Origin of the sequence: Streptomyces sp. NRRL B-24085 (genome assembly GCF_001282115.1) — a bacterium.
Taxonomy (GTDB): Bacteria; Actinomycetota; Actinomycetes; order Streptomycetales; family Streptomycetaceae; genus Streptomyces.
The window spans coordinates 1-6,120 of record NZ_LJBR01000455.1 but is presented as its reverse complement, the minus strand read 5'-3'; the positions used below and the strand labels follow the sequence as shown (position 1 = coordinate 6,120).

Sequence of the window (6,120 nt, the reverse complement as noted above, 5' to 3'; positions counted from 1 at the left end):
TGGGCCACGTGAGGCTTCCGGCGACCGCCACCACCTCGGCGCCGCCGGGGCCGACCGAGGCGTAGGCGCAGGCATCCGCCTCGGCCGTCCCGGCCGCGGGGCCGACGAGCGCCCACGCCAGGGTCAGCAGGGCCAACGCACGTATGGCGGTGGCGGATTGCGGTGATTCGGGTCGATGCACGACGGAGATCATGAGGCCTGCCGGGCGATCTCACGCGCGGGCGCGAAGAGATTGCTCCGAAGGGAGGACAAAGGCTCGCCCGATGTTTGAATCCTGGGCGCTCGTCCGGCCGATGAGGCGTACGCCCGTGCGGTCCGAGACAGGTGTGGTCACAGCCTTCGGAAAGAAATTTGCGGGACGGTTGAACACAACCCCTGCTCCGGTGCGTACCCATGGTCGTGCGGCGGCGCAGCAGGGCGCTGCAACACCCTTTGGATTTATGGGGAGTTGACGATGAAGACCTCCTGGCGGAGCGCCTCACTCGTGGCAAGCGCCGCGGCGGTCCTGGCGCTGACGACGGCGTGCGGTCAGGAAAGCGGCACCTCGTCGGTGGGCAGTCAGAACGTCGGAGCCACCGCGGCGGCGGGCGGTTACGGCGGTGTCGGCTCCGGTGTCGGGACCGGCACCAGCCCCAGTGCCGACGCGAGTGCGCCCGCGATCGGCCAGGGGAACCTGGGGGCCCAGTCGACCTCGGCCGGCAAGTTGCAGGTGTCCGCGAACGCCGAGCTCGGGGACGTGCTGACCGATGCGACCGGCCTCACCCTCTACCGCTTCGACGAGGACACCGCCGAGCCGCCGAAGTCCAACTGCAACGGCGACTGCGCGACGGCCTGGCCGCCGGTGCCCGCGGACGACGCCTCGGCCGGTGCCGGTATCGACAAGGCGCTGCTCGGCGAGGTGACCCGGGCCGACGGCAGCAAGCAGCTCACCATCGCCGGCTGGCCGGCCTACCGCTACGCCAAGGACACCAAGGCCGGGGACCTGACCGGCCAGGGCGTGGGCGGCAAGTGGTACGCGCTGGCCCCCACGGGCAAGAAGGCGTCGGTCGCCAGTCGGCCCGGACTGTCCACGCGCAACGACCCCGACCTGGGCGAGATCGTCGTCGACAAGAACGGCATGACGGTCTACCGCTTCGCCAAGGACAAGGCCTGGCCCGAGCCGGTCTCCAACTGCACAGGTGCCTGCCTGGAGAAGTGGCCGGTCGTCGCACCCGTGTCGGCGAACGACACCAAGGGCGTCCAGAAGAAGGGCCTGATGAGCTTCACCCGTTCCGACGGCGTCAAGCAGCAGACCGTCAACTGCTCGCCCATCTACACCTTCGCGGCCGACAAGCAGCCCGGCGACACCAACGGCCAGGGTGTCGGCGGCACCTGGTACGCCGTCCGTCCCAACGGAGAGATGGTCGGCATCTCCGACAAGTGACACCGGCCCCACCGATCCACCGGTCCGACCCCTCCGCGCCGCACGGAGGGGTCGGACCGGTTTGCCGTCATTTCCCCCAAGCCCCCGCGTTTCGATGCCCGTTCCGCAACTCTCCGGAGCGCGCTGCTCACTTTTCGTGGAGGATGCGCCGCCACTTTTTGGCGGCACGTGCCGCAGGCAGTGACCGGGAACGGACGGTCAATTTCCGTTTCCGCTCGCTCCTTTGGCGGGCGATCAGTAGCCTCAGCTCGAACACCGGATCGCCTACGCCTTGGAGAGATACATGGAGCGTCCCGCCTGGGCTCCCCGGAGCATCGACATCTCGGTGCCGAGCGTGGCGCGTATCTACGACTTCTACCTGGGCGGTTCGCACAACTTCGAGGCGGACCGGGTGGCGGCCCGCAAGGCCATGGAGCACGTCCCGGGACTCCCGAAGATCATGCAGGCGAACCGGGCGTTCATGCGCCGGGCGGTGCGCTTCGCGGTCGATCAGGGCATCACGCAGTTCCTGGACATCGGCTCGGGCATCCCCACCTTCGGCAACGTCCACGAGGTCGCCCAGAGCGCCAGCCCCGGCGCCCGGGTCGTCTACGTCGACCACGATCCGGTGGCGGTCGCGCACAGTCAGGCGGTCATCGCGGACAACCCGGACGCGGGCGTCGTCGCGGCCGACCTCCGCAAGCCCCGGGAGATCCTGGAGAGCGCCGAGGTCCGGCGGCTGATCGACCCGAACCGTCCGGTTGCGGTGCTCCTCGTTGCCATACTGCACTTCGTGGAAGACGCGGATGACCCCCAAGGAGCGGTGGCCGAGCTGCGCGACGCGTTCGCGCCCGGCAGCCTGCTGGTGCTCACGCACGCCGCCTACGAGGGCATCCCGCTGTCGCAGGAGCAGGTCCAGGGCGCGATGGATGTGTACAAGGACATCCGCAACCCGCTGATCATGCGCTCGCACAACGAGATCGCACGGTTCTTCGAGGGGTACGACATGGTGGAACCCGGACTGGTACCGATGCCGCGGTGGCGGCCGGAGTCCGAGAACTGGGACCCCGAGGACGAGGACCCGTGGGCCTTCTCCCAGTTCGGCGGCGTGGGGCGGGCGGCGTGAGCGCGGAGCCGGACGGCCCGGAGGACAGACTGCGCCGGTTCGCGACGATCTGGAGCCGGGCCGTGTTCCCGGTGACGTCGACGTCCGCGACCCGGCCGGAGTTCGACGGGCAACTGCTCGCGCTGGCCCGCCGCCTGAGCGGGGCACTGGCGGCCAGGACCGTCGACACCGACGAGGGCCGGGCGGTCGGCGCCGCCCTCGTCGACGCGCACTGCACCGACCCGGAGGCGCTGACCCGCTCCCTGGACTGCGTGGACGCCTATCTGGTCCTCTACTGCGGCGGGGACGGCGACCGCGAGGACCTGCGGTCGAGGTGCGCACGCCTCCAGCACGCCATGGCCGCCGGGTTCGCGCAGGCGCTGCGCGAGCGGACCCTCGCCGAGCAGGAGGCCATCGCACAGGCCGCGCTGGAGGCGCAGGGCGTGGTGGCGCAGGCCCTGCACGCGACCGAGGCGCGCTTCCGGGCCGTGTTCGAGGGCGCGGCCATAGGAATCGGCATCGCCGACCTGGACGGCAACGTCCTCCAGGTCAACGGCGCCCTGCTGCGCATGTTCGGCATCACCGACCAGACCATGCGCGGCCGCAACGTGCGGGAGTGGACGCACCCCGACGACGCGCCGCAGACCTGGACGCTCTACGACGAGCTCGTCCGCGGCGAGCGCGAGCACTACCACCTCGAAAAGGCCTTCTACCGCCCCGACGGAACGGTCCTGTGGACCAACCTGACGGTCTCCCTGCTGCGCGACGCCGACGGCACCCCGCAGTACCAGCTGGCCCTCATGGAGGACACCACCGAGCGCCGGCTGCTCAACCTCCGGCTGCGCTATGAGGCCACGCACGACGCCCTCACCGGGCTCCCCAACCGCACCCTGTTCTTCGAACGCCTGGAGAAGGCGCTCAGCGCCGGCGAGGGCCAGCGGTTCGGCCTGTGCTACCTCGACCTCGACGGCTTCAAGACCATCAACGACAGCCTCGGCCACGCGGCCGGCGACCGGCTGCTCGTCGAGGTCGCCGACCGGCTCCAGTCCTGCGCGACCGCGCCGGGCGAGATGGTCGCCCGCCTCGGCGGTGACGAGTTCGTGGCGCTGACCACCGGCCCGGACACCGAGAGCGAGGTCGACGACCTCGCGGCGCGCATCATGAACGTCCTGCTCGCCCCGGTCCGCATCGACGGCCGCGAGCTGACCGTGCGCGGCAGCATCGGCATCGTCGAGGGCCCGGCGGGGGAGCGGGGTCCCGCGGAGGTGCTGCGCAGCGCCGACATCACGATGTACCGGGCCAAGTCGGCGGGCGGCAACCGCTTCGAGCTGGCCGATCCGGAGGCCGACGCCCGCGCCATCACCCGGCACGGGCTGACCACGCAGCTCCCCGCGGCCCTGGAGCGGGGCGAGTTCTTCATCGAGTACCAGCCGCTGGTGCACCTCGGCGACGGCAGTGTGCGGGGCGCCGAGGCGCTGGTGCGCTGGCTGCACCCGCAGCACGGCGTCCTCGGCCCGGACCGGTTCATCCCGCTCGCCGAGCACACCGGGTTGATCGTGCCGCTCGGCCGGTGGGTCCTGGAGCAGTCGGTACGGCAGGCGCGTGAGTGGCGAGAACGGTACGGCGAGGACACCGCGGGCGGCCCGCTCCGCATCAACGTCAACCTCTCGCCCTGCCAGCTCACTCACCCCGGCCTGGTCCAGGACACGGTGGACATCCTGGAGCGCGCCGGCGTGTCCCCCGACGCCCTCTGCCTCGAAGTCACCGAGTCGGCCCTCATCGGCGCCGACGACGACCTGCTCAAGCCGCTGCGCCGACTCGCCGAGATGGGCGTCGACATCGCCCTGGACGACTTCGGAACCGGCTACTCGAACCTGGCGAACCTCCGCCGCCTCCCGGTCAGCGTCCTCAAACTGGACCGCTCCTTCACCCAGAGCATGCAGCAGTTCCCCGCCGACCCGGTCGACCTCAAGATCGTCGACGGGATCGTCTCGCTCGCCCACGGCCTGAACCTCGCGGTGACGGTCGAGGGCGTCGAGACCGGGGCTCAGGCCGAGCAGTTGCGGATACTGGGCTGCGACACGGCCCAGGGCTGGTACTACGCCCGTCCGGGCCCGCCGGAGCGGCTGCACGAGCTGGCCCTGGTGGACGCGACGGGCTGACCGCCCCGCTCGCTCAGGGCAGCGGCAGCGAGCGCAGCGAGCCGTGGGTGCGGGCCATGACGAGGATGTGGCCCGTGTCCCCGCCCGGCGCGACGAGGACGGGGTGTTCGCCGTCCCTGGCCTGCGCGTACACGGGGGACATGCGGGGCGCGGCGCTGCCGGTGCCCCGCGGACCCGCGTGCAGGTCGAGCGTGAGCACGCGGCCCCGGGTGGCGCTGTCGTTGCCCGGGGTGAAGGTCACGAACCGGCCGGCGGTCACGGTGGCGTCCGCCTCGGTGGCGTACGTGCTCCACAGCCTGCGGTCGTGCTCGAGGTCGTACGCGAACCAGTTGCCCGCGCTCGTGTCCTCGGCGCCGGCCTCGTACAGCACCAGGACCCCGTCGTCGGAGATCACCCCGCGCACGGGCATGTCGATGGTGTTCCTCGGGGTCGGCAGCGGCTTCAGGGTCGCCGGGTCCAGCCGCCGCATGGGCGGGAAGGTGTCCCCGGCGGAGAGCGGGCTGCCGGTGCAGACCAGGTAGTGGCCGCCGGTGACGAGGTGCGGGCACGTGACGCCCGTGGGGCCGGTCGCCAGGGTCTTGCCGGTGCGGGCGTCACGGGCGGTGACCCGGGTGCCGTCGGCCGTGTAGACGCGGCCCCGGAAGGCGGCCACGGGTTCGCCCGTGCTCCAGGCGACGGTCCGGTGCCAGAGGGGCGTGCCGTCGGAGGCGCGAACGGCCTCCAGTACTCCGGTCCGTGACGTGGTGTCAGCCCTCACGAGGGCGTGCACGACGCCGTCCGCCGCGCCGAGGGTGACGTAGGCGCCGCCGGTGGGCGACCGGTGGGTCCACGCCCGCGCACCCGTCCGCAGGTTCGCCGCGCGGAGCACGCCGGCGACCGCGGTCACGGCCCGTTCGTCGGCCGCGTCGACGACCAGTCCGGCGCTTCTGCCGCGGTCGTCGGCGGGCACCGCCCAGGTGACACGGCCGTCGGCGCGGGAACGCCCCACCAGTCCGCCGGAGTCGGTCGCGCAGACCACCTGGTGTGCCGTCGCGCCACAACTGCCGTGCGCCTCACGGCTGGAGAGGGAAGCCGTCCACGCGCGCCACGGGCCTGAGACGGACGCCGAGGCCGTCCGCACCGCCGGCCCCGAGCCCCCGGACGACGAGGAGACCGCCGGGCTTCCCGGTCCGCCGGACGCGGTGTGCCCCGCGCACCCCGCCAGCACCAGCAGCACCGCGGTCACTGCTATGAGACGCCGTTTCATCCCCGCCCACCCCCGTCCGAGTGCGCCCCCGTCGGAGAGGCACCTCATGCTACGGCCGCTCAGCGCTCCAGCAGCATCCGCTGCAACTCCCGTGCCGCCCGCGGCGGAGCGACGTCGCTGCGGTGGGCCAGCGCGATCGTCCGGTGCAGTCCGGGCCGGGCGAGCGGGGTGACCCGCAGCCCCCGCCCGGACCGCGTGGCGACCA

At 72.1% G+C, this 6,120-nt stretch carries 4 protein-coding genes and 2 pseudogenes; 3 read left to right on the top strand and 3 right to left on the bottom strand.

The features are described 5' to 3' along the window. Positions 1 to 181: pseudogene (locus AOJ26_RS43670) on the bottom strand (hypothetical protein); the annotation flags it as partial. A gap of 273 nt (positions 182 to 454) precedes the next feature. Here AOJ26_RS43670 and AOJ26_RS36490 point away from each other — a divergent pair. The 3 genes from AOJ26_RS36490 to AOJ26_RS36480 all read left to right on the top strand — a co-directional run bounded on the left by AOJ26_RS36490 (position 455) and on the right by AOJ26_RS36480 (position 4,669). Continuing rightward, positions 455 to 1,423, top strand: coding sequence for an SCO0930 family lipoprotein (locus tag AOJ26_RS36490; protein WP_053852649.1), 969 nt, complete (start codon positions 455 to 457; stop codon positions 1,421 to 1,423). 283 nt (positions 1,424 to 1,706) lie between these two features. Further along, on the top strand, positions 1,707 to 2,528 hold the full coding sequence (locus AOJ26_RS36485) for an SAM-dependent methyltransferase (protein ID WP_053852648.1): 822 nt from the start codon (positions 1,707 to 1,709) through the stop codon (positions 2,526 to 2,528). Then, complete coding sequence (locus AOJ26_RS36480) at positions 2,525 to 4,669, top strand: putative bifunctional diguanylate cyclase/phosphodiesterase (protein WP_053852647.1); 2,145 nt, start codon at positions 2,525 to 2,527, stop codon at positions 4,667 to 4,669. Before AOJ26_RS36485 ends, AOJ26_RS36480 begins: the two co-directional genes overlap by 4 nt. Positions 4,670 to 4,682: 13 nt before the next feature. Here AOJ26_RS36480 and AOJ26_RS36475 read toward each other — a convergent pair whose 3' ends face one another. Then, positions 4,683 to 5,915 carry a PQQ-binding-like beta-propeller repeat protein gene (locus AOJ26_RS36475; protein ID WP_053852646.1) on the bottom strand — a complete coding sequence of 411 codons (1,233 nt, stop codon included), beginning with the start codon at positions 5,913 to 5,915 and terminating at the stop codon, positions 4,683 to 4,685. A 59-nt stretch (positions 5,916 to 5,974) separates the two neighbouring features. Continuing rightward, a pseudogene (locus tag AOJ26_RS43175) lies at positions 5,975 to 6,120 on the bottom strand (LysR family transcriptional regulator); the annotation flags it as partial.